The 21025-nt window shown below is 62.2% G+C and carries 19 protein-coding genes and 1 riboswitch; of the genes, 16 read left to right on the forward strand and 3 right to left on the reverse strand.

The features are described 5' to 3' along the window. Positions 1-30: 30 nt before the first annotated feature. From ASG68_RS20150 to cobO, 5 genes are all read left to right on the forward strand, one after another. Complete coding sequence (locus tag ASG68_RS20150; RefSeq protein ID WP_062580346.1) at positions 31-1485, forward strand: cobyric acid synthase; 1455 nt, start codon at positions 31-33, stop codon at positions 1483-1485. A 95-nt stretch (positions 1486-1580) separates the two neighbouring features. Further along, positions 1581-1948, forward strand: a riboswitch (cobalamin riboswitch). Between the two features lie 155 nt (positions 1949-2103). Further along, positions 2104-2628, forward strand: coding sequence for a bifunctional adenosylcobinamide kinase/adenosylcobinamide-phosphate guanylyltransferase (cobU, locus tag ASG68_RS20155; RefSeq protein WP_062580350.1), 525 nt, complete (start codon positions 2104-2106; stop codon positions 2626-2628). Positions 2629-2631: 3 nt separating this feature from the next. Then, positions 2632-3696 (forward strand): cobalamin biosynthesis protein CobW, encoded by a 1065-nt coding sequence (gene cobW / locus ASG68_RS20160; RefSeq protein WP_062580352.1) that lies wholly within the window; start codon positions 2632-2634, stop codon positions 3694-3696. A 192-nt stretch (positions 3697-3888) separates the two neighbouring features. Further along, complete coding sequence (gene cobN / locus ASG68_RS20165; RefSeq protein ID WP_062580354.1) at positions 3889-8043, forward strand: cobaltochelatase subunit CobN; 4155 nt, start codon at positions 3889-3891, stop codon at positions 8041-8043. A gap of 66 nt (positions 8044-8109) precedes the next feature. Then, positions 8110-8754 carry a cob(I)yrinic acid a,c-diamide adenosyltransferase gene (gene cobO / locus ASG68_RS20170; protein ID WP_062580356.1) on the forward strand — a complete coding sequence of 215 codons (645 nt, stop codon included), beginning with the start codon at positions 8110-8112 and terminating at the stop codon, positions 8752-8754. A 67-nt stretch (positions 8755-8821) separates the two neighbouring features. Here cobO and ASG68_RS20175 read toward each other — a convergent pair whose 3' ends face one another. Beyond that, positions 8822-9607: a TSUP family transporter gene (locus tag ASG68_RS20175; RefSeq protein WP_062580359.1), complete on the reverse strand. Its 786-nt coding sequence runs from the start codon at positions 9605-9607 to the stop codon at positions 8822-8824. Between the two features lie 139 nt (positions 9608-9746). Beyond that, positions 9747-9896 (reverse strand): hypothetical protein, encoded by a 150-nt coding sequence (locus ASG68_RS31535; protein WP_156373742.1) that lies wholly within the window; start codon positions 9894-9896, stop codon positions 9747-9749. 99 nt (positions 9897-9995) lie between these two features. On the opposite strand from ASG68_RS31535, the gene ASG68_RS20180 reads away from it, so the two are divergent. From ASG68_RS20180 to ASG68_RS20205, 6 genes are all read left to right on the forward strand, one after another. Next, on the forward strand, positions 9996-10523 hold the full coding sequence (locus ASG68_RS20180) for a cobalamin biosynthesis protein (protein ID WP_320416526.1): 528 nt from the start codon (positions 9996-9998) through the stop codon (positions 10521-10523). Next, a complete protein-coding gene (cobA, locus tag ASG68_RS20185; protein WP_062580362.1) occupies positions 10523-11365 on the forward strand; it encodes a uroporphyrinogen-III C-methyltransferase in 843 nt (280 codons plus the stop codon). Before ASG68_RS20180 ends, cobA begins: the two co-directional genes overlap by 1 nt. Next, positions 11362-12666 (forward strand): cobyrinate a,c-diamide synthase, encoded by a 1305-nt coding sequence (locus tag ASG68_RS20190; protein ID WP_062580364.1) that lies wholly within the window; start codon positions 11362-11364, stop codon positions 12664-12666. Before cobA ends, ASG68_RS20190 begins: the two co-directional genes overlap by 4 nt. Then, positions 12663-13667: a threonine-phosphate decarboxylase CobD gene (gene cobD, locus ASG68_RS20195; protein WP_062580366.1), complete on the forward strand. Its 1005-nt coding sequence runs from the start codon at positions 12663-12665 to the stop codon at positions 13665-13667. Before ASG68_RS20190 ends, cobD begins: the two co-directional genes overlap by 4 nt. Before the next feature lie 11 nt (positions 13668-13678). After that, positions 13679-14662, forward strand: coding sequence for an adenosylcobinamide-phosphate synthase CbiB (cbiB, locus tag ASG68_RS20200; RefSeq protein WP_062580368.1), 984 nt, complete (start codon positions 13679-13681; stop codon positions 14660-14662). A 147-nt stretch (positions 14663-14809) separates the two neighbouring features. Continuing rightward, a complete protein-coding gene (locus ASG68_RS20205; RefSeq protein ID WP_062580370.1) occupies positions 14810-15238 on the forward strand; it encodes a L,D-transpeptidase in 429 nt (142 codons plus the stop codon). Between the two features lie 60 nt (positions 15239-15298). On the opposite strand, the gene ASG68_RS20210 is transcribed toward ASG68_RS20205, so the two are convergent. Next, entirely contained in the window at positions 15299-16333 is a 1035-nt protein-coding gene (locus ASG68_RS20210) for a zinc-dependent alcohol dehydrogenase family protein (protein WP_062580372.1), read from the reverse strand. Positions 16334-16446: 113 nt separating this feature from the next. On the opposite strand from ASG68_RS20210, the gene ASG68_RS20215 reads away from it, so the two are divergent. The 5 genes from ASG68_RS20215 (at position 16447) to ASG68_RS20235 (ending at position 20993) form a co-directional block, all read left to right on the forward strand. Next, a complete protein-coding gene (locus ASG68_RS20215) occupies positions 16447-17352 on the forward strand; it encodes a LysR family transcriptional regulator (RefSeq protein WP_062580374.1) in 906 nt (301 codons plus the stop codon). 137 nt (positions 17353-17489) lie between these two features. Next, the gene (locus tag ASG68_RS20220; RefSeq protein ID WP_007760287.1) at positions 17490-17768 is read left to right on the forward strand and encodes an acyl carrier protein; all 279 of its coding nucleotides are present in this window, start codon (positions 17490-17492) and stop codon (positions 17766-17768) included. A 235-nt stretch (positions 17769-18003) separates the two neighbouring features. Then, positions 18004-18489, forward strand: a complete 486-nt coding sequence (locus ASG68_RS20225; protein WP_062580377.1) for a 3-hydroxyacyl-ACP dehydratase FabZ family protein — start codon at positions 18004-18006, stop codon at positions 18487-18489. A 2-nt stretch (positions 18490-18491) separates the two neighbouring features. Then, a complete protein-coding gene (locus ASG68_RS20230) occupies positions 18492-19697 on the forward strand; it encodes a beta-ketoacyl-ACP synthase (protein WP_062580379.1) in 1206 nt (401 codons plus the stop codon). A gap of 12 nt (positions 19698-19709) precedes the next feature. Then, complete coding sequence (locus tag ASG68_RS20235) at positions 19710-20993, forward strand: beta-ketoacyl-ACP synthase (RefSeq protein ID WP_062580381.1); 1284 nt, start codon at positions 19710-19712, stop codon at positions 20991-20993. Positions 20994-21025 lie beyond the last annotated feature (32 nt).

A 21025-nucleotide genomic window follows, 5' to 3' on the forward strand; every position in this document is an offset into this window, starting at 1 on the left:
TGTGCTGGTCGCGATGCTACAGGAGGCGCCATGACAAAGACGATCATGCTTCAGGGAACCGGCTCCGATGTCGGAAAAACGGTACTCGTGGCGGGGCTGTGCCGTGTCGCATCCAATCGCGGCCTGAAAGTCGCGCCGTTCAAGCCGCAGAACATGTCGAACAACGCCGCCGTGTCGGATGACGGTGGCGAGATCGGCCGTGCCCAGTGGCTGCAATCGATGGCGGCGCGCATTCCATCGTCTGTTCATATGAACCCGGTCCTGCTCAAGCCGCAGTCCGAAACCGGCAGCCAGATCATCGTTCAGGGGAAGGTGGCCGGGCAGGCGAGGGGACGCGACTACCAGGCGCTGAAACCCAGGCTGATGGGCGCTGTCATGGAGAGCTTTGAGACGATCCGCGCCGGGACCGATCTGGTGGTGGTCGAAGGCGCCGGATCACCGGCCGAGATCAACCTTCGGGCCGGCGACATCGCCAATATGGGCTTTGCCACGCGCGCCGGCGTACCGGTCGTGCTGGTCGGCGACATCGACCGGGGCGGCGTTATCGCCTCGTTGGTCGGCACCCATACGATCCTGCCCGACGAGGATCGGGCAATGATCAGCGGCTACATCATCAACAAGTTTCGCGGTGACGTGTCGCTTTTCGACGACGGCATCGCCGCCGTCGGTGGTTTCACTGGCTGGCCCTGCTTCGGTGTCGTTCCCTGGCTGAAAAGCGCCGGCCGTCTGCCGGCCGAGGATTCCGTCGTTCTGGAAAAGCTGGCGCGCGGCGGTGGCAAGGCGTTGAAGGTTGCCGTGCCGGTCCTGTCGCGCATTGCCAATTTTGATGATCTCGATCCGCTCGCGGCCGAACCGGAGGTGGATCTGGTGTTCGTGCGGGCCGGAGATCGCATACCCATGGATGCCGGACTGGTGGTCATTCCAGGCTCCAAGGCCACCATCGCCGATCTCGTCGATTTTCGTGCGCAGGGCTGGGACCGCGACCTGCAGGCGCATGTGCGCCGGGGCGGGCGTGTCATCGGCATTTGCGGTGGATACCAGATGCTGGGCGAGCGCGTCACCGATCCCGACGGGATCGAGGGCAATGTACGCGATATTGAGGGGCTGGGGCTGTTGTCGGTCGAGACGGTCATGGCGCCGGAAAAGACGGTGCGCAACAGCAGCGCCCGCTCGGCCATATACGACGTTGCACTCGAAGGTTATGAAATCCATCTCGGTCGCACGACCGGCGCCGATTGCGCTCGCCCGGCGGTGATCATCGACGGCCGCGCCGACGGCGCCGTGTCCGCCGACGGCATGATCAGCGGCACCTATCTGCACGGGCTCTTTACCAGTGACACCTACCGGGCGGCCCTGCTCAGAAGTTTCGGTATAGAGGACGGGGGCCTGAACTATCGGCAGTCGGTCGATCAGGCATTGGACGATGTCGCAGCGGAACTGGAGGCGGTTCTTGATCCGAAATGGCTTGACGGGCTGATGTCCTGAGGAACGGGGCTATCCCGTTCGACGCATTGTCGCATGGCGCATGTCCACCATCCCTTGCCGGGGTGCTCCGATTGACAGGGTTCAGTCAAGCGCCTAATCATCGATCATTGGATGGTTCCCGATATGCCGGTGCATGTCGGGAGTAAATGGGAATGTGACGGGATGGACCCAAGCCGGGCATCCTTATCGCAGCCGACCCCGCGACTGTAGAACGGTCAGGGTTCGCCATCCGGGAAAACCAGACTTCCGGACAGACCGCATCGGGCGGGCGCGGGAGGAACGGTCCAACCGGAAAAGCCACTGGAGTGTCATTGCGATTAGCCGGGGCCGGACGCCTCTATTATCTACGAATCGTCCACCTCTTCGCAAGAAAATCGACTCCGGGAAGGCGAGGCGAACCCGTTCGTGCCTTGGGCACGTGACGCCGTGAGCCAGGAGACCTGCCAGCCTCAGGGCATCGTGCCCGATCCAGGGAGAGATACTCTCGATGCCAGCACGGAGGTTGTCATGGCTTCACCGACCCGTTCCACGAACGGCTTATATCGTATTTTCGAACCGGCCATCGCGTGGTCGCGTGTTGTGTCCGTGCATGCCGCCTTACTCTAGGCGGGACATATCATGACATCGACACAGTCAGGGCCCGTGCTGGTCCTTGGCGGCGCCCGCTCCGGAAAGTCCACCTTTGCCGAAAAACTGGTCGTCACGTCGGGTCTCGCCATGCATTACGTCGCGACCGGGAGGGCCTGGGACGGCGAGATGCAGGCAAGGATTGCCGAGCATCGCGAAAGGCGCGGGCCTGACTGGCAGACCCACGAGGAGCCGATCGATCTCGTCGCCTGCCTGTCGGCGATCGACGCGCCGGAGCGGATCGTTCTCATTGATTGCCTCACCCTGTGGGTGACCAACCTGATGATGGAAGACCGCGACATGGCGACCGAATTCGAAAGGCTTGCGGCCTACCTGCTGCAGGCAAAGGCCCGGCTGGTGTTCGTTTCGAACGAGGTCGGGCTTGGTATCGTGCCGGAAAACAGGATGGCGCGTGATTTTCGCGATCATGCTGGCCGGCTGCACCAGATCGTTGCGGAGAAATCCGCTGAAGTCTATTTTATCGCGGCCGGATTGCCGCTGAAAATGAAGGGTTGATCCATGACCACCGAAAAATCCGCGCACGGCAAGATTCCGGCAACTGTCATCACCGGCTTTCTCGGCGCCGGCAAGACAACGATGATCCGCAACATCCTGCAGAACGCCGAAGGCCGCCGCATCGCGCTGATCATCAACGAGTTCGGCGATCTTGGCGTCGATGGCGACGTGCTGAAGGGCTGCGGCGCGGAGGCTTGCACCGAGGACGACATCATCGAGCTGACCAATGGCTGCATCTGCTGCACCGTCGCCGACGATTTCATCCCGACAATGACCAAGCTGCTCGATCGTGAAAACCGCCCGGACCACATTGTCATCGAAACATCGGGGCTTGCGCTGCCGCAGCCGCTGATCGCCGCTTTCAACTGGCCGGATATCCGCACCCAGGTGACCGTCGATGGCGTCATTACGGTCGTCGATAGCGCCGCTGTCGCCGCCGGCCGTTTTGCCGACGATCACGACAAGGTCGATGCCTTGCGCGTCGAGGACGACAATCTCGACCATGAAAGCCCAATCGAGGAGCTTTTCGAGGATCAGTTGACCGCAGCCGACCTCATCATCCTGAACAAGACCGATCTCTTGGATTCGACCGGCCTTGCCTTCGTGCGCAATGAGGTCTCCTCGCGCACCAGCCGCAAGCCGGCGATGATCGAAGCCAAGAATGGCGAAGTTTCCGCCGCCGTCCTGCTCGGCCTCGGCGTCGGCACCGAAAGCGATATCGCCAACCGCAAGTCCCATCACGAGATGGAGCACGAGGCAGGCGAGGAGCATGATCACGATGAATTCGACAGCTTTGTCGTCGAACTCGGCGCGATCGCCGACCCAGCAGCCTTCATCGAGAAGCTGAAGCCGATCATCGCCGAGCACGACGTGCTGCGCCTGAAAGGCTTTGCCGACGTACCCGGCAAGCCGATGCGCCTGTTGATCCAGGGTGTCGGCAGCCGCATCGACCAGTATTTCGACCGCGCCTGGGCCGCCGGCGAAGTTCGCCGTACCCGCCTCGTCGTCATTGGTCTGCATGATATGGATGAAGCGGCTGTAAGGGCGGCGATCGCGGCTGCGGTTTGAGCCGTAAAGAATGATGCGTAGGGCATACCCCCCTCTGTCACTCCGTGACATCTCCCCCTCAAGGGGGGAGATCACCGCGATTGGCTGTGCGTCCCTGACCGGCTGCGCACCGAGCGTTCGGTCAATCTCCCCCCATGTGCGGGAGATGTCCCGGAGGAACAGAGGGGGGTACCGCAGGCAGCGGAGGTCGTCATGCATCTCCTCCTAGCCCAGAAGGGCACAATCACGGATGGCGAGGAGGCGATCGATCTCGGTCAGTCGCCGGCCGATATCCTGTTCCTCTCTGCCGCCGATACCGAACTGTCCTCGATCGCATCGGCGCATCGCACGCGGGGCGGCAAGAGCTTGCGGGTCGCGAGCCTGCTGACACTCAAGCATCCGATGTCGGTCGATACCTATGTCGAGCGCACCGCCCGTCATGCCAAACTCATCATCGTGCGCGCGCTCGGCGGCGCCAGCTATTTCCAGTATTTGCTTGAGGCGCTGCATGCGGCGGCCGTGACGCACAAGTTCCAGATCGCCGTGTTGCCCGGCTACGACAAGCCCGATCCGGGGCTCGAACCGTTCTCGACCGTATCCGCCGAGGACCGCAACCATATGTGGGCCTATTTCACCGAGGGCGGGGCTGACAACATGGCTCGCCTGCTGGCCTATGGCGAGGCGCTGATCGATGGCTCGGAAAAGCCGGAACCGGCCGCTCCCTTGATGAAGGCCGGCATCTGGTGGCCGGGGCAGGGTGTGGTCGGGGTGGATGAATGGAAGAAGCTAGCGGAGGTCTCGCCGTCGGGGAGCCGCCGCTCTCCCTCTTCTCCCCAGCGGGGAGAAGTGCCGAGCTTGCGAGGCGATGAGGGGGCGGCTGGCTCTGACATTATGGCTGTGCCCCCCTCATCCGGCCCTGCGGGCCACCTTCTCCCCGCTGGGGAGAAGAGGGAGCGTGAGGCCGCCTCAGCAATCTCCCCCCTTGAGGGAGAGATGTCCGACAGGACAGAGGGGAGTGAAGCTTCGGCAAGCGCGATTGCATCGGCTTTGCCCGTGGTCGCCCTCTGCTTCTACCGCGCCCTCGTCCAGAGCGGTGAAACCAAGCCGGTCGAAGCCCTCATCGAGGCGTTGCAATCCGAAGGGATGACCGTTCTGCCGGTCTTTGTTTCCAGCCTCAAGGATGCTGTATCGATCGGGACGCTGGAAGCGATCTTCGGCGAGGTGCCGCCGGATGTTGTGATGAACGCCACCGGTTTTGCCGTCTCAGCGCCCGGTGCGGACCGCCAGCCGACCGTGCTGGAAATCACCGATGCGCCGGTGCTGCAGGTGATCTTTTCGGGTTCCTCGCGGGCCGCGTGGGAAGCCTCGCCTCAGGGACTGATGGCGCGTGACCTGGCGATGAATGTCGCGCTGCCGGAGGTCGATGGCCGCATCCTGTCGCGCGCCGTATCCTTCAAGGCCGCCGCGATCTACGACACGGCCGTCGAGGCCAATATTGTCGGCCACGAACCGCTGCCGGATCGCGTCGCCTTCACTGCCAAACTCGCCTCCAACTGGGCGCGGCTGCGCCGGACAGCACCGCGCGACCGGCGCGTGGCGATCGTCATGGCGAACTATCCGAACCGCGACGGGCGGCTCGGCAATGGCGTCGGTCTCGATACGCCGGCCGGCACCATCGAGGTGATGAAGGCTATGGCGACGGCCGGTTATCCGGTTGGCGGTATTCCTGCGAATGGCGACGCTCTGATTGCCTATGTGATGCAGGGGCCGACCAATTCGGCGCGCAACGATTGCGAGGTTCGCGAGACTCTTTCCCTGAATCGGTACAAGGACTTCCTGTCGTCTCTTCCGGTTCAGATTCAGAATCAGGTTGCCGAGCGCTGGGGAGCGCCGGAAAGCGATCCGTTCTTCCGCGATGGATATTTCGCGCTTCCCTTGAGCCGCTTCGGCGAGACGCTGGTCGGCATCCAGCCGGCGCGCGGTTACAATATCGATCCGAAGGAAACCTATCATTCCCCGGACCTCGTGCCGCCGCACGGTTATCTCGCCTTCTACGCCTTCCTGCGGCAGGAGTTTGGCGCGCATGCGATCATCCATATGGGCAAGCATGGCAATCTCGAATGGTTGCCGGGCAAGTCGCTCGCCTTGTCGCAGACGTGTTATCCGGAAGCCGTTTTCGGGCCGATGCCGCATCTCTATCCCTTCATCGTCAATGATCCCGGCGAGGGAACGCAGGCCAAGCGGCGCACCAGCGCCGTGATTATCGACCACCTGACGCCGCCGCTGACGCGCGCCGAATCCTATGGTCCGCTCAAAGATCTCGAAGCGCTGGTCGACGAATATTACGACGCGGCCGGCGGCGATCCGCGACGGCTTCGGCTGCTCAGCAAACAGATCCTCGATCTCGTCCGCGATATCGGTCTCGACCGCGATGCCGGAATTTCCGGTTCGGACGCCGAGGACAAGGCGCTGGAAAAGCTCGACGCCTATCTTTGCGACTTGAAGGAACTGCAGATCCGCGACGGCCTGCACGTGTTCGGCTTGGCGCCGGAAGGCCGGCTGCTGACGGACTTGACCGTGGCGCTGGCGCGGGTGCCGCGCGGGCTGGGCGAGGGCGGCGACCAGAGCCTTCAGCGGGCGATTGCGGCGGATGCTTTTCGCGTGGAAAACCCCTCCCCAACCCCTCCCCACAATGGGGAGGGCCTTTACGTTGCGGCGTCTGCGAACGAGGTGAATCCGACCTCCGAGCTTGCTGCAAATTCCGGGGGCGGCGTTTCTAATGGGAGCGTCCCGCGAGTTAGTCCCTCCCCCTTGTGGGTAGGGGTTGGGGAGGGGACTTTTGTTTTTGATCCCCTCGATTCCACCCCCTCCGCCCCATGGACCGGCCCGAAGCCAGCAATCCTCGCCGATGTCACCGACGCCCCTTGGCGCACGGCGGGCGACACTGTCGAGCGCATTGAGCTTCTGGCCACCAAGCTTGTCTCCGGCAAAACGCCGTGCCCAGCCGGCTGGAACGCCACGCTAGCCGTTCTCGGCAATATCGAAGCCCGCCTCAAGCCATCGATCGTCGAGTCCGGTCCGGCCGAGATCGCTGCCCTGATGAAGGGCCTCGATGGCCGCTTCGTCGCCCCCGGCCCGTCCGGTGCACCAACTCGGGGACGACCGGATGTCTTACCTACGGGCCGCAATTTCTATTCCGTCGATAGCCGCGCCGTGCCGACGCCGGCGGCTTTCGAGCTTGGCAAGAAATCCGCCGAACTGCTAATCCGTCGCTACCTGCAGGATCACGGCGACTGGCCGACATCCTTCGGATTGACCGCCTGGGGCACGTCGAACATGCGCACCGGCGGCGACGACATCGCCCAGGCGATGGCGCTGATCGGCACGAAGCCGGTCTGGGATATGATCTCGCGCCGGGTGACCGGATACGAGATCGTGCCGCTCGCCGTGCTCGGGCGCCCGCGCGTCGATGTGACACTGCGCATCTCCGGCTTCTTCCGTGATGCATTTCCCGAGCAGATCGCGCTGTTCGATACGGCGATCCGCGCGGTCGGCGCGCTCGACGAGGATGACGCCGACAACATGATCGCGGCCCGGATGCGGGCGGAGACGGCACGGCTGGTGGCTGCGGGCATCGACGCCAAGGAAGCACAACGACGCGCCTCCTACCGCGTCTTTGGTGCCAAGCCGGGTGCCTATGGTGCCGGCCTGCAGGCGCTGATCGACGAGAAGGGCTGGGAGAATAAGGCTGATCTCTCGGAAGCCTATCTCACCTGGGGCAGTTATGCCTATGGCGCCGGCGAAGACGGCAAGGCAGAGCGTGGGCTCCTGGAGGCCCGGCTGAAAACGGTCGAAGCGGTCGTCCAGAATCAGGATAATCGTGAACACGATCTGCTCGACAGCGACGACTATTACCAGTTCGAGGGCGGCATGAGCCTTGCCGTGGAGCAGGCGACAGGCGCGCGTCCGGCGATCTATCACAACGACCATTCCCGGCCGGAAAAGCCGGTGATCCGTTCGCTGGAGGAGGAGATCGGCCGAATCGTGCGCGGCCGTGTCGTCAATCCGAAATGGATCGAAGGCGTGATGCGCCATGGTTACAAGGGCGCCTTCGAGATGGCGGCGACGGTCGACTATATGTTCGCCTTCGCGGCGACGACGGGCGCGGTGCGCGATCATCATTTCGAGGCGGTCTATCAGGCCTATGTACTGGATGAGCGCGTGCGCCAGTTCATGGCCGACAAGAACCCGGCGGCGCTGCGCGAAATGACCGACAAGCTGATGGAAGCGATCGATAGGGGATTCTGGTCTCCACGCTCCAACTCGGCCCGGTTCGAGCTTCAGGGCCTGGCGGCGGCGGCGGAATAGGCGATGACGACGATGACTGCCGTGCAATCACTTGCCGGCAAAAGCGAAATTTGAAAGAGGGACACCATGAGCGAAGACGAAATCCAGGCAACGGAAACCGGACCGGTCAACGATGAAGCCCGCCATGCTATGAAAATGGCGAAGAAGAAGACCGCGCGTGAAAAGATCATGGCGACGAAGACGGACCAGAAGGGGCTGATCATCGTCAATACCGGCAAGGGCAAGGGCAAGTCGACCGCCGGCTTCGGGATGATCTTTCGCCACATCGCCCATGGCATGCCGTCCGCTGTTGTCCAATTCATCAAGGGTGCCTGGGAAACCGGCGAGCGCGACCTGATCGAGAAGCATTTCGGCGACGTCTGCCAGTTCTACACACTGGGCGAGGGCTTTACCTGGGAGACGCAGGATCGCTCACGCGATATCGCCATGGCTGAAAAGGCTTGGGAAAAGGCTAAGGAACTGATCCGCGACGAGCGCAATTCCATGGTCCTGCTCGATGAGATCAACATCGCGCTGCGCTACGATTATATCGATGTTGCCGAAGTCGTGCGGTTCCTGAAGGAAGAAAAGCCGCACATGACGCATGTCGTGCTGACCGGCAGAAACGCCAAGGAAGAACTGATCGAGGCCGCCGATCTCGTTACCGAAATGGAATTGATCAAGCATCCGTTCCGCTCGGGCATCAAGGCGCAGGTCGGCGTCGAATATTGAGGCTTTCGGCACAGTCTGCGCCGGTCGTCCGGCGCAGACTGATCTCGCTTGAATAATGGACGGCGCTTCATACGCCGAGCCAGAGGCGAATGGGGTGCGCGGGATCGGACAAGAGCTTGATCGCCAGCGCGATGCAGGTCACGACCAGCAGCGGCTTGATGATCTTTGCACCGTTCTTCATCGCGAAGCGTGAGCCCACCTGCGCACCGGCGAACTGCCCTGCCCCCATCAACAGGCCAACTTTCCAGAGCACGACGCCATAGAGCACGAAGACGATGAAGGCGCCGATATTGGAGCCGAAATTGAGGAACTTCGTGTGCGCCGTCGCCTTCAGGACGCCGAAGCCGGCGAGCGCGATGAAGGCCATCATGAAGAACGAACCGGTGCCGGGGCCGAAGACGCCGTCATAGAAACCGACCATTGGCACCAGTGTCAGCGTAAACAGGAACGGTGTCATCCGCTGCGTCCGATCTATATCGCCGACGCTTGGCTTCAGCGCAAAGTAGAGAGCGATCGCGACGAGCATGAAGGGGAGGACGGCTTTCAACACGTCGCCCGGCACCACAGTCGCCAGCATCGCCCCCAGCGCCGCACCGAGGGCTGACATCACCGCCATCGGCAATTGCTCCCGCAGGTTCACATGCCCCTTGCGGGCATAGGCAAGACTGGCCGAACCGGAGCCGAACAGCGACTGCAACTTGTTGGTTCCGAGCGTTTCCAGCGGCGGAATGCCTGCCAGCAGCATGGCCGGCACGGTGATCATGCCACCGCCACCAGCGATGGAATCGATGAAGCCGGCGAGGAAGGCAGCAAGGAACAGCAGGGCGAGAAGTTGGGGGGCAAAATCGTGCAAGGGGGGACTCAATAAGGAATGCAGCGGGAGGGCAAATCGGAAATCTGTTTGTCAGAGCTTGATGCGAAATGCAAAGCCGGAGGTCAGAATCAACCACATTCGAGGGGTGAAACAGGGCAAATCGGTTTGCTGTCGTCGATTATCGTTCGGAAATCGCCGTGATGCCGTTGTCCGCATGGCGGATGGCGCAATCCGGTTTGACCGCTTCGGCGCGCTCCGGTAAAAAGACAAAACGTGCGACGGTGCCCGCTTCGGTGGGCTGAAAGAGCGTCCGGTGCGGCCGACCCATTCAGGGGGCTTCCATCCGGTGCTGTCCAGACCACTTCGACGCTCCGGCGTTCGAAGGCCCCGGCGCATCCTTGAGAGTGCGGCGTGGGAGGTCCGTTTCGTGATTCAGCAGGACAGGGTCAGTCGGCCAGAAGCGCCAATCTTCACACTCGGCTTGGGCTGCGAGCGCGGCGCGCCGGTTGATGAGGTGATCGCGCTTGCCGAGCAGGCGTTGCGGTACGCGGGCATCGATTGCCGGGCGGTGGCCTGTATCGCGACCCTTGATGTCCGCCTCTCCGAACCGGCCATCGTTGCTGCTGCTTTGTATTTCTCCGTCCCGCTGAAGGTCTTTCCGGTGGCCGTTTTGGAGGCCGAAACGCCGCGCTTGAAGACACCGTCAAACCTTGTCTTCGCAATCACCGGCTGCCATGGCGTGGCCGAAGCGGCGGCTCTTGCGGCTGCCGGCGAGACGGATGACCTGGTCGTGCCGAAGCTCAAGTCTGCTCACGCGACCGCTGCTGTGGCTGGCTGCTTTGTCGAATCGAATCAGACTGTTGCCGAATTTCCTTCGATGAATGATTCCGGTTCTTCACATCCCGAATCAATCGCCCGCCATATGCCGCCGGTCGTCGCGGAGGCTTTGGCCTGATGGACAAGCCGTTTCCGAATTTGCCGGATCTGGAGCCGGGTTCCGTCTGGCTGGTCGGCGCCGGTCCGGGTGATCCCGGCCTGCTGACGCTGCATGCCGTCAATGCACTGCGGCAGGCCGACGTCATCGTTCATGATGCCCTGGTCAATGTCGATTGCCTGACGATGGTGAAGACCGGTGCCGTGCTAGAATTTGCCGGAAAGCGCGGCGGCAAGCCTTCGCCGAAGCAGCGCGATATTTCGCTCCGTCTCGTCGAACTGGCGCGACAGGGCAAGCGCGTGCTGCGGCTGAAGGGCGGTGATCCCTTCGTCTTCGGCCGCGGTGGCGAGGAGGCGCTGACGCTGGTCGAGCACGGCATTCCCTTCCGCATCGTTCCGGGCATCACTGCCGGCATCGGCGGGCTTGCCTATGCCGGCATTCCAGTGACCCATCGCGAGGTCAATCATGCTGTGACGTTCCTCACTGGCCATGATTCGTCCGGTGTCGTGCCCGATCGCATCCATTGGGAAGGCATCGCTAAGGGCTCGCCCGTCATCGTCATGTACATGGCGATGAAACATATCGGTCAGATCACCGCCAACCTGATATCCGCCGGCCGGTCGCCTGACGAACCCGTCGCCTTCGTCTGCAATGCCGCGACGCCGGACCAGACGGTGCTCGAAACGACGCTGGCGCGGGCTGAGGCGGATGTGACGGCATCCGGGCTCGAGCCGCCGGCAATCGTCGTCGTCGGCGAGGTCGTGCGCCTGCGCCCGGCGCTGGATTGGCTCGGCGCGCTCCACGACGGCCGCACGCTCACAGCCGATCCCCTGTTGAACCGGGCCTTCAAGGATCCGGCATGAGCGGCCTGCTGATAGCGGCCCCATCCTCTGGCTCCGGCAAGACGACCTTCACGCTCGGCCTGCTGCGGGCTCTGCGCAATCGTGGCATGGCGCTTTCGCCAGGCAAGGCCGGACCGGATTATATCGATCCGGCCTTTCACACGGCGGCGAGCGGCAAGGCCTGCCTGAATTATGATCCTTGGGGCATGCGTCCCGACCTACTTCGTGCCAACGCAGCAGCGGCCACCGGCACTGGCGAGACGCTGATCATCGAGGCCATGATGGGCCTGTACGATGCGGCGATTGACGGGCAGGGATCGCCGGCCGATCTTGCCGCTTTGCTTGGATTGAACGTCGTGCTGGTGGTGGATTGCGGCCGCATGTCCCAGTCGGTCGCGGCACTGGTGCGCGGCTATGCGGGACATCGTGACGACGTCCATGTTGCGGGGGTCATTCTCAATAAGGTTGGCAGCGATCGACACGAGATGATGTTGCGTGCAGCGCTGGATGCGATCGGCATGCCGGTGTTCGGTGTCCTGCGACAGAACGCTGCCCTGAAACTTCCCGAACGGCACCTCGGTCTCGTGCAGGCTGGAGAACATGCGGAACTCGACCTGTTCATCGAAACCGCAGCCGCGCATGTCGAGGCGGGCTGCGATCTCGATCAGATCGTGATGGCGGCACGGCTTGGAACATCGCGAGACGCGGCAGTGGACGCCGAGCCGCTGAAGCCAATCGGCCAAAGGATCGCGATTGCCAGCGATACCGCCTTCGCCTTCTCCTACGAACACCTTCTGTCCGGTTGGCGCGGGGCAGGCGCGGAACTGTCGTTCTTTTCGCCGCTGGCGGATCAGGCGCCCGCCGCTAATGCGGATGCGGTTTACCTGCCGGGTGGCTATCCGGAGCTTCACGCCGGGCAACTGGCGGAGGCTGACCGGTTTCGCGACGGGATGGTGTCTGCGAGGGATCGCGGCGCGCGGATTTTTGGCGAGTGCGGTGGCTACATGACTCTCGGGGAGGGACTTGTCGCCGCGGATGGCAAACGCTACGCCATGCTCGGCTTCCTGCCGCTGGTCACCAGCTTCGCCGAGCGCAAGCGGCATCTGGGCTACCGGCGGGTAAAGCCGGTCGATGACAGCTTTTTTGACGGTCCGCTGATGGCGCATGAATTTCACTATGCCTCGATCCTTTCAGAAGGTGATGCCGACCGCCTGTTCGAGGCGACGGACGCGGCCGGTGCAGCGCTTGGCTTGACGGGCCTGAGACGAGACCGCGTCGCCGGATCGTTCATGCATGTCATCGACATGGCGAAAGCGTCATGAGCAGGCCAATCGTGCATGGCGGCGGCCTTACGGAGGCGGCCGCGCTCTTCGGTGGCAATCCAGGCGATTGGCTGGATCTATCGACGGGCATCAATCCCAATCCGGTCGCACTGCCGGAGATTCCCGTCAGCGCCTGGCACCGGTTGCCGGATCGACATCTGGTCGATGCAGCGCGGCAGATGGCGACTCGCTATTATCGTTGCGACCCCGGCCAGCCCTTGCCGGTTCCGGGGACGCAATCCGTCATCCAGTTGCTGCCGCGTTTGGTGGCTCCGGGAAGGCGGATCGCCATCCTCGCCCCGACCTATGGCGAATATGCCCGCGTGTTTTCTGTTGCCGGATATGCGGTCGACGAGATTTCGGATTTCGATCGGCTGACGCCGGATCACGGTCTTGTCGTTGTCGTGAATCCCAACAATCCGACCGGCCGAGCCTATGCTCCGTCGGAACTGTCAGCGCTCGCGAAGCATCTCGCGGCAAACGAAAGTCTGTTGCTCGTTGATGAAGCTTTCGGCGACACCGAGCCGGATCTCAGCATCGTGCCTGAGGCTGCCGAACACGGCAATCTCATCGTGTTTCGTTCCTTCGGCAAGTTCTTCGGACTGGCTGGGTTGAGGCTCGGTTTCGTCATTGGAACCGATGCTATTCTGTCTGATTTCGCCCAGTGGCTTGGTCCCTGGTCGGTGTCCGGCCCGGCACTGGTCATATCCCGCGCGCTGATGGAGGGTGATACCGCCCCGGTGCAGGCCGCTATCGCAGAGCGCAAGGCCGGCCTTGACGCCGTGCTTCGACAGGCGGGTCTTGCGATCATCGGCGGGACGCCGCTGTTCACGCTGGTCGATCATCCGCACGCCGCACATTTGCATGAACAGTTGTGCTACGCGCATATTCTGACGCGAAAATTCAGCTACGCGCCGACATGGCTACGGATTGGGCTTGCACCCGATGCGGCAGGCGATACACGGTTGAGGGACGCCCTGCGTATCGCCGACCTCGCCTGAACGGACCTTCCATGTCGACTGAAATTCTTGCCGTGCTGATTGCGGCGCTTGTCCTCGACCGCATTGTCGGCGATCCCGAATGGTTGTGGCAGCGTCTGCCGCATCCGGTCGTCCTGTTCGGCACGATGATCGGCTGGTTTGACCGCACCTTCAACCGCAAACGCTTCGAGAACGACGTGCTACGGATCGGCGGCGCGTTGACAATTGTAGTCTTGTTGCTGTGGAGCCTTGTTTGCGGCTGGCTGATCCATCGGTTGCTGTTGCAATTCGGTATCGTCGGCTGGCTGCTGGAGGTTGTTCTGGTCGCCGTCTTCTTGGCGCAGAAGAGCCTTGCAGATCACGTCTCGCGCGTCGCCACCGGATTGCGTACCGGCGGTTTGGAGGGCGGGCGCAGGGCCGTCTCGATGATCGTCGGGCGTGATCCTGAAACACTGGACGAACCGGCGGTCTGCCGCGCGGCGATCGAAAGCCTGGCGGAGAATTTTTCCGATGGCGTCGTGGCGCCTGCTTTCTGGTATGCCGTGCTCGGACTGCCGGGCCTGCTTGCCTACAAGATGCTCAACACAGCGGATTCGATGATCGGCCACAAGAGCCCGAAATATCTGTATTTCGGCTGGGCCTCGGCCCGTCTCGACGATCTTGCCAATATTCCCGCCGCTCGACTTTCGATCCTGCTGATTGCCGCCGGCGCCTGGTGGAAGACTGGCCTGCGCGCAGCCCGCAATGCGCTCGGGATTGCACTTCGGGACAATGGCCTGCACCGCTCGCCAAATTCTGGCTGGCCGGAGGCGGCAATGGCGGGCGCGCTGGACATCCAGCTTGCCGGCCCGCGGATCTACGCCGGTGCGCTGGTGGCGGAACCGATGATCAACGGATCTGGTCGCGCGACCGCCACCGTCGGCGATGTCGAATCCAGTGTTTCGATATTCTACGGCGCCTGCACCGCGCTCGTTGTATTGGCCGCCTTTATAGCGGCGATCGCCAGTATTGTATGAAACCATTACTGAGGCCGAAAAAACTCTCCGGTTTTCGTTAAGGCCGAATTTTCCATTTGTCTTAAACGTCTATCATTGCAATGAATGTAAGGTCTGTGTCGTGTTGGGACACCAGTAAAAAGGTGCATAAATTCGGAGAGGACTTTCATGCGTAAAATCTTCGTGGCCTTTCTGGCCTTGTTGTTCATGCAATTTCATTCGACGTCCGCTTTCGCCGCAAATCTTATTGCCAAAGTCAGCCTTTCTTCTCAAACCATGACAGTATCGCAGAACGGGTTCGTCAAATACCGCTGGAAGGTATCGACGGCGCGCAAGGGATATGTCACGCCGCAGGGCAGCTGGAGCGCCAAGTGGCTGTCGCGCAACCACCGCTCGCGCAAGTATGACAATGCGCCGATGCCCTATGCGGTCTTCTTCAATGGCGGCTATGCCGTCCATGCGACGTTCGATCTCAAGCGCCTCGGCCGCCCGGCATCGCACGGCTGCATTCGTCTGCATCCCGATAATGCCGCCGCATTCTTCTCGCTCGCCAGCCAGAATGGCCTGAAGAACACCAAGATTGTCGTCACCCGCTGAACCCGGGGAGGCATGTGCTTGATGTTGAGGCCGGCGGGGGCGCCGGCCTCAACGACCCATTCAGGCCGCCGGACTGAGATCAATGACAATCTTGCCGAAAGGCCCACGGTCGAGATGATCGAGTGCCGCCTGCAGGTCCTCCAGCTTGTAACGTGCATCGATCACGGGCTTGATACCGGTGTCATCGATCGCACGAACAAAATCCTCGAATGACCGGCGATGGCCGACGCTGATGCCCTGGATGACTGGCGATTTCAAAAGCAGCGGGCCGACCGGACCGCTGACCTCGAAACCTTCAAGCACGCCGATGACGGAAATCCGGCCGTGCACCGCGATGGCGCGGAGCGAGTGCCCGAGATTGGCTCCTCCGGAAATTTCCAGGATATGATCGACACCCCGGTCGCCCGTTAGTTTGTAGACGGCCTCGACCCAGTCTTCCCCGGCACTGTTGATGCCATGATCGGCCCCGAGAGCTTTCACCCGCGCCAGTTTCTCGTCGCTACGAGAGGTGACGAACACGTCCGCGCCATAGGCCTTGGCGATCTGCAGACCGAACAGCGCGACACCGCCCGTGCCCTGAACGAGGACGGTCGAGCCTGCCTTGATATCATCGCGCTCCTTCAGCGCGAACCAGGCCGTCAGGCCGGCGACGGGCAGGGTGCTCGCTTCGGCGTCATCAAGAGTTGCGGGGGAGCAGACGAACCAGTCTTCGGGGAAGACGACATAATCGGCGAGCATGCCCTGATAGGTGCCGCCCGTCGTCTGGTAGGCGGGGGTGCGGGCATTGCCATTGTCCGGTCCATCGATCCAGTCCGGCTTGAATGTCGACATCACCCGGTCGCCCGCCGTGAAGCGGCTCACTCCGGGACCGATCGCGTCGATCACGCCGGCCATGTCGGAGACCGGAGTGAAAGGTTGCGGCAGCGTCAGGCCCATGCCCGTCTCGATCACCATCTTGTCGCGGTAGTTCAGCGAGGCTGCGGAAACCTTGACGCGGATCTCGCCCGGTCCCGGTTCGGGGATGGCGACGGTTTCCAGTTTCAGATTGTCTCGGCCGATGGCCGACATCGACCAGCGCCTCATCGTTTTCGTCATGTTTCGTCTCCTGCATGGCTAAGTTCAAGCGATGAGGCGAAACTAGCATTGCGTTTCATTCGCCAGTGGCGATATGATTTCCTTCCATTGTTTCCTCGCAGGCTACAAACGCTATGAATGATCGTCTGACCGGAGTGTCCGTCTTTGTCGAGGCCGTAGAGGCCGATAGCTTCTCGGAAGCGGCCAAGCGGCTGAACCTATCGCGATCGGCGGTCGGCAAGACCATTGCCCGACTGGAGGACCGCCTCGGTGCGCGGCTGTTCCACCGCACGACCCGCAGCCAAATGCTGACTGAGGATGGCCAGGCGTTCTACGAGCGTTGCCTCAGGGCGCTGGACGAGTTGCGGGCTGGCGAAGCAATGCTGGAATCGGGCCGCAAGGAGGTGGCGGGTCGCCTGCGCGTGTCCATGCCGGTCCTGTTCGGCCGCCGCTGCGCCGCACCGATTCTGCTCAGGTTGGCCGCCGAACACCCAAAGCTCGAACTCGACCTCAATTTCACCGACAGTCGCGTCGATGTTGTCGAAGACGGCTTCGATCTCGCCATCCGCAACGGACCCCTCGGCGAATGGCCGGGGTTGATGGCACGCCGGATCGCCCACCAGCGTATGACGGTTTGCGCGTCGCCCGCTTATCTGGAAGCTCACGGCTACCCCGAGACCCGCGACGATCTGATGGATCATACCGCGATCATGTACGCGCGCTCGGGTCGCATTCGCTCTTGGCTCTTTCCGGTCGAAGGCGGCCCGGATGTGGAAATCCAGCCGCGTTCGCGCATGCGCTTCGATGATCTGGAAATGATCGCCGATGCAACAAGCGCCGGGCTCGGCCTGTGCTGGTTGCCCTGTTGGCTGGTGCACGATCGGGTAGAAGCGGGCGCGCTCGTTCGGCTTTTCAAAAACGAGCCGCGACTCTCCTTCGATTGTTACGCCGTCTGGCCGAAAACGCCGCATCTGCCGTTGCGCGTCCGCCTTGCCATCGACGCGCTGGCGGCCGAACTGCCGGCGGCGACGGCGCTTTGAGGGCTTTGCGCTCCCAGCATTCGACGTTTGCGCAACACCGCCGCCGCTAAATGCAACTCTTCCCGTGAAGGCCATTGGCTTTTCAGCCGCATTTACCTATAGGTTCGCCAAAACATGTATTCGAAAGAGGTTATGGCGTGACAGCTACATTCGACAAGGTTGCCGACATTATTGCAGAAACCAGCGAAATTGATCGCGAGACGATCACGCCGGAAAGCCACACGATCGACGATCTGGGCATCGACAGCCTTGACTTCCTTGACATCGTCTTCGCGATCGACAAGGAATTCGGCATCAAGATCCCGCTCGAGCAGTGGACCCAGGAAGTCAACGAAGGCAAGGTTTCGACGGAAGAATATTTCGTTCTGAAGAACCTCTGCGCCAAGATTGACGAACTGAAGGCCGCCAAGGGCTGATATTTTCTCCGCGTTTCCCCCGCGGAAACACGTGCTTGCACGACACCAATGCCGCCTGTCGCGTGGTCTGCGCTTGACAGGCGGCATTTGCGTTTTTACTTGACGGTCGCATGATCACGCCGCAGGTCCTCTTTCGGATAGGACTAATTCCGGCGGGATCGCATGATTTGAAATCCGGAGCATTCCTGGCGCTGTCTTTTCGCGCCGCGCTTCGGGCCAAGCTGGATTGCTCCTGATGCTCCTTGAATATTTCCAGATGATCGATCGGGTCGAGACCGTCGATCTTACCGCCAAGACGCTGACGGCGCGTTCGGTCGTTCCGGCCAAGAGCCCGGTGTTCGAAGGCCATTTTCCGGGTTACCCGCTGGTTCCCGGCGTTCTCCTGATCGAGACCATGGCGCAGGCGAGCGGCTTCCTCGTGCTCGCCGCCACCGATTTCGCTGCCATGCCGTTCCTGATGTCCGTCGATGGCGCCAAGATGCGCACCTTCGTCGAGCCGGAAGCCGTCCTGGATATCGAGGCCTTTCTTGAGCATGACGGTTCCGGCTTCGCGGTCGTCAAGGCGAAGATCACGTCGGAAGGCAAGAAGGTCTGCGATGCCCAGTTGAAACTGCGCACCATGCCGTTCGATCAGGTCCCGCTCGGACCGATCGTCAAGAAGCGTGCGGAAGAAGTAGGGTTGATGGCGGCGCTAGCGCTGTCGGCCACGACGGGAGAGTGACGATGGTGAAGGCCGCCAATGACGTTGTAATCACCGGTGTCGGCATCGTCACCAGCCAGGGTGTCGGCACGGAGGTGCACACGGCCCTTCTGACTGCGGATCAGTCGCCTGTCCCGCGGGTCGAAACCGAACGTTTCGCGCCTTATCCGGTGCATCCGCTACCGGAAATCGACTGGTCGCAGCAGATCCCGAAGCGTGGTGACCAGCGCCAGATGGAAAATTGGCAGCGCCTCGGCGTCTTCGCCGCCGGCCTGGCTCTGGATGATGCCGGCTTCAAGGATGACCTCGAAGCCTGCGGCAGCATGGATATGATCGTCTCCGCCGGCGGTGGTGAGCGCGATATCAATGTCGATTCGCTGATCGTCGACGAAGCGCTGAAGCGCAATGACCGCGAGCAACTCCTGAACGAGAAGCTGACGACGGAACTGCGCCCGACACTCTTCCTGGCGCAGCTTTCCAACCTGATGGCCGGCAATATCTCGATCGTGCACAAGGTGACCGGCTCGTCGCGGACCTTCATGGGCGAGGAGGGCGCCGGCATCTCGGCGATCGAAACCGCATTTGCCCGTATCAAAGCCGGTCAATCGACCCACACGCTGGTCGGTGGCGCATTCTCCGCCGAGCGGCTCGACATGATCCTGCTGATCGAAGCGATCCAGGGCCATGCGCTGGGCGGCTACCACCCGATCTGGTCGCGCAAGCCGGAAAATGGCGGCGGCATGATGACCGGTTCGGTCGGCGCTTTCCTTATTCTCGAATCGCGCGAACACGCCGAGGCCCGTGGTGCCCGCATCTATGCGACGATCGATGCCGTTGGCGGTGATCGTGGCAGCCGTGAGGGCGATCGCCTTGAGCAGCGCCTGCAATATCTGTCGGCGCCGGCGGCTGATGCCGATCCCGCGCGCACAGTCGTCTTCTCCGGTACGACCGGCTTTCCCGATCTCGCCGCGCGCGAAAAGGCATTTCTCGATGCCCAGTTCCCGAAGGCCGCCATCCGAGCCTATGGCGGGCTTTCCGGCCATGCCCTGGAGTCGCAATTCCCCCTCGGGATTGCATTTGCAGCCCTGTCGCTGGGAGCGGGCGCCAAGGTGCCGCCGTTTGATCCGGCTGTCGAATTGCCGATGGAAAAGGCAGCGACGACGGCTATCGTGACCACGATCGGGCATGCGCGCGGCGAAGGCGTCGCCGTTTTGTCGGTAGAAGAATAAGGAGCGGCGGATATGTCCAGCGCATACAAGGATCATCTCGGCCGCCCGCTCATCGCCGTCACCGGCATGGGCGTCATCACCTCCCTCGGACAGGGCGTCGAGGATAACTGGAAGGCCCTGACATCTGGCGTTTCCGGCATCCACAAGATCACACGCTTCCCGACCGAAGGCCTCTCGACCCGAATCAGCGGAACCGTCGATTTTATTGATTTGCCAGCGGAAAATGCCGTCGAGCGTTCCTACGCCTTCGCGCGCGAAACGACTGCGGAAGCTCTCGCACAGGCCGGGATCTCCGGTGATTTCAACGGTCCCCTTTTCCTGGCAGCACCGCCCATCGAGCCGGAATGGAGTGCCCGTTTCGAACTGGCCGACCGCTCGCGCCCATCGCAGAAGCCGGCCGACGCCTATGATCGGTTCCTTGCCGCCATGCGCGATCGTGCCGACCCCGTGTTCCATGAAGCCGCGCTGTTCGGCGCCATCTCTGAGCGTCTGTCTGACCGGTTCGGCACACGCGGTCTGCCGGTGACGTTGTCGACCGCCTGCGCTTCGGGCGCGACCGCGATCCAACTCGGCGTCGAAGCGATCCGCCAGGGACGCACCGACCGCGCCCTGACTGTGGCGACTGACGGCTCGGTCAGCGCCGAAGCTCTGATCCGCTTTGCGCTCCTCTCAGCCCTCTCCACGCAGAACGATCCGCCGGAGCGGGCATCGAAGCCCTTCTCCAAGGATCGCGACGGTTTTGTCATCGCCGAAGGCGCGGCAACGCTCGTGCTGGAATCGCTGGAGGCGGCGATCGCCCGTGGTGCGCGCGTCTACGGCATTCTGAAGGGCTGCGGCGAAAAGGCGGATTCGTTCCACCGCACGCGCTCTTCGCCCGATGGTGGCCCGGCGATTGCGACGATCCGCGCGGCGCTGGCCGATGCTGGTCTGAGCGAAGGTGATATCGGCTATATCAACGCCCACGGGACGTCGACGCCGGAAAACGACAAGATGGAATATGGTGCGATGTTGTCGGTGTTCGGCGAAGCGCTGGCCGGCATTCCGGTGTCCTCGAACAAGTCGATGATCGGTCACACGCTGACGGCGGCTGGCGCTGTCGAGGCCGTCTTCTCGCTGCAGACGATCCTCACCGGCACGCTGCCGCCCACCATCAACTACCAGAACCCGGACGCCTCGATCGTTCTCGATGTCGTGCCGAATGTGAAGCGGGATGCGCAGATCAATGCCGTCCTGTCGAACTCCTTCGGCTTCGGCGGCCAGAATGCCAGCCTTGTCATGGCGGCAGAACCGGCCTAATCGACACTGACATCTTTTTGAATAAGACGCCT

This window comes from Rhizobium sp. Leaf453 (assembly GCF_001425605.1).
Lineage (GTDB): Bacteria > Pseudomonadota > Alphaproteobacteria > Rhizobiales > Rhizobiaceae > Pararhizobium.

What these genes read in the sequence shown, in the direction of transcription:
- ASG68_RS20150 (WP_062580346.1), top strand. Translation starts at nt 31, where the DNA reads ATGACAAAGACGATCATGCTTCAGGGAACCGGCTCCGATGTCGGAAAA.
- cobU (WP_062580350.1), top strand. Translation starts at nt 2,104, where the DNA reads ATGACATCGACACAGTCAGGGCCCGTGCTGGTCCTTGGCGGCGCCCGC.
- cobW (WP_062580352.1), top strand. Translation starts at nt 2,632, where the DNA reads ATGACCACCGAAAAATCCGCGCACGGCAAGATTCCGGCAACTGTCATC.
- cobN (WP_062580354.1), top strand. Translation starts at nt 3,889, where the DNA reads ATGCATCTCCTCCTAGCCCAGAAGGGCACAATCACGGATGGCGAGGAG.
- cobO (WP_062580356.1), top strand. Translation starts at nt 8,110, where the DNA reads ATGAGCGAAGACGAAATCCAGGCAACGGAAACCGGACCGGTCAACGAT.
- ASG68_RS31535 (WP_156373742.1), bottom strand. Translation starts at nt 9,896, where the DNA reads ATGGGTCGGCCGCACCGGACGCTCTTTCAGCCCACCGAAGCGGGCACC.
- cobA (WP_062580362.1), top strand. Translation starts at nt 10,523, where the DNA reads ATGGACAAGCCGTTTCCGAATTTGCCGGATCTGGAGCCGGGTTCCGTC.
- ASG68_RS20190 (WP_062580364.1), top strand. Translation starts at nt 11,362, where the DNA reads ATGAGCGGCCTGCTGATAGCGGCCCCATCCTCTGGCTCCGGCAAGACG.
- cobD (WP_062580366.1), top strand. Translation starts at nt 12,663, where the DNA reads ATGAGCAGGCCAATCGTGCATGGCGGCGGCCTTACGGAGGCGGCCGCG.
- cbiB (WP_062580368.1), top strand. Translation starts at nt 13,679, where the DNA reads ATGTCGACTGAAATTCTTGCCGTGCTGATTGCGGCGCTTGTCCTCGAC.
- ASG68_RS20205 (WP_062580370.1), top strand. Translation starts at nt 14,810, where the DNA reads ATGCGTAAAATCTTCGTGGCCTTTCTGGCCTTGTTGTTCATGCAATTT.
- ASG68_RS20210 (WP_062580372.1), bottom strand. Translation starts at nt 16,333, where the DNA reads ATGACGAAAACGATGAGGCGCTGGTCGATGTCGGCCATCGGCCGAGAC.
- ASG68_RS20215 (WP_062580374.1), top strand. Translation starts at nt 16,447, where the DNA reads ATGAATGATCGTCTGACCGGAGTGTCCGTCTTTGTCGAGGCCGTAGAG.
- ASG68_RS20225 (WP_062580377.1), top strand. Translation starts at nt 18,004, where the DNA reads ATGCTCCTTGAATATTTCCAGATGATCGATCGGGTCGAGACCGTCGAT.
- ASG68_RS20230 (WP_062580379.1), top strand. Translation starts at nt 18,492, where the DNA reads ATGGTGAAGGCCGCCAATGACGTTGTAATCACCGGTGTCGGCATCGTC.
- ASG68_RS20235 (WP_062580381.1), top strand. Translation starts at nt 19,710, where the DNA reads ATGTCCAGCGCATACAAGGATCATCTCGGCCGCCCGCTCATCGCCGTC.